At 79.8% G+C, this 1,502-nt stretch carries 1 protein-coding gene; it reads right to left on the bottom strand.

What is annotated here, in order from left to right; genetic code table 11:
- Positions 1-141: 141 nt before the first annotated feature.
- Positions 142-1,502, bottom strand: a 1,361-nt coding sequence (locus E0D90_RS25560; protein ID WP_130800283.1) for a bifunctional ADP-dependent NAD(P)H-hydrate dehydratase/NAD(P)H-hydrate epimerase, incomplete at its 5' end; no start/stop codon positions are given.

The raw sequence follows: 1,502 nt of genomic DNA, 5'->3' as shown, positions 1-1,502 counted from the left end.
TCGGGGACTCGCTCATGACGCCAGTCTCTCAGCAGCCGCATCGTGCGGCCGTGCGGCGGGCCCGCGCGTGAGGCCGCTCCCAGCGCTGGCCGGCCGGGCGGGAGCAGGGCGCCCCGGCACGAAGCGCGCTTCGCCGTCCGCTCACCCGGGCTCGCGCAGCCGCCGCCAGGCGGCAGGCAGCGCCTCGGCGACCTCGGCCGCCGTCGGCGGGTGGGGCGCCAGCGCGGCGGCGAGACCGTGCAGGTAGGCACCGGTCGCCGCCGCGTCGACCGGAGCGAGACCGGCGGCCAGCAGCGAACCGATCAGTCCGGCCAGCACGTCGCCGCTGCCCGCCGTGGCGAGCCAGCCGGTGCCGTTGGGGTTGACCAGCACCGTCCCACCGTCGAGGGGGTCCTGCCGCCGGTGTCCACCGGCCCGGCCGGGACCGGGGCCGCCTCCCGCGTCCTCCTCACCGGGCGGGGCGGCGATCAGCGTGGTGGAGCCCTTCAGCAGCACCGTGGCGCCGGTCTCCCGGGCCAGCCGCCGCACCGAAGCCAGCCGGGACGCCTCCACGTCGGCGCGGGCCACGCCGAGCAGGGCCGCGGCCTCCCCGGCGTGCGGGGTCAGCACCAGTGGTCCGCGCGTTCCCGCGCCAGGGACGGGGCCGAGCATCCGCAGGCCGTCGGCGTCCACCACCGTGGGCACGCCGTCGCCGAGCGCCGCCGCGAGTCGCTCCCGGGCCTCCGGCGCGTCGCCGAACCCCGGGCCGGCCACCCACGCCTGCACCCGGCCGGCGCCCACCAGCACCTCCGGGTGCCGGGCGAGGACGGCGTCGGCCGGCGGGCCCACGTAGCGGACGGCGCCCGCGCCACCGCGCAGCGCGCCGGAGACCGCCAGCACCGCGGCCCCCGGGTACTGCTCCGACCCGGCGGCGACGCCCACCACGCCACGCCGGTACTTGTCGCTCTCGGGGCCGGGTACCGGCAGCAGCGCGGCGATCTCGTGGTGGTGCCGGGCACGGGCGACCGGTTCCACCCCCGCCAGCTCCGGCCCCAGCCCGATGTCCACCAGACGAACCACCCCCGCGCGGCTGCGGCCGGGGTCGATCAGCAGGCCGGGCTTGTACGCGCCGAAGGTGACGGTGACGTCAGCCGTCACCGCCTCCCCCTCGACCTCGCCGGTGTCGGCGTCGACACCGCTCGGCAGGTCGACGGAGACGACCGGCGCGCCCGCACCGGCGGCCGTCCGCACCAGCTCGGCCGCCTCCGGCCGCAGTCCGCCGCGTCCGCCGATCCCGGTGATGCCGTCGAGTACCAGCGCCGCCCGGGCCAGCACGGCCGCCGCAGCCGCCGGTTCGACGGTTCGGCCGCCCGCCCGGCGCAGCGCCGCCAGCCCGCCCGCGTGGACGCGGTCGCCGCCGAGCAGCACGGCGTGCACCCCGGCGCCGCGCGCCGCGAGCCGCGCCCCGGCGTACAGGGCGTCGCCGCCGTTGTCGCCGCTGCCGACCAGCAGCACCACCCGCG

Origin of the sequence: Streptomyces otsuchiensis (assembly GCF_004305975.1) — a bacterium.
GTDB lineage: Bacteria > Actinomycetota > Actinomycetes > Streptomycetales > Streptomycetaceae > Streptomyces > Streptomyces otsuchiensis.
The sequence above is the reverse complement of the archived record's forward strand: the minus strand, read 5'-3'. Positions and strand labels throughout refer to the sequence as shown.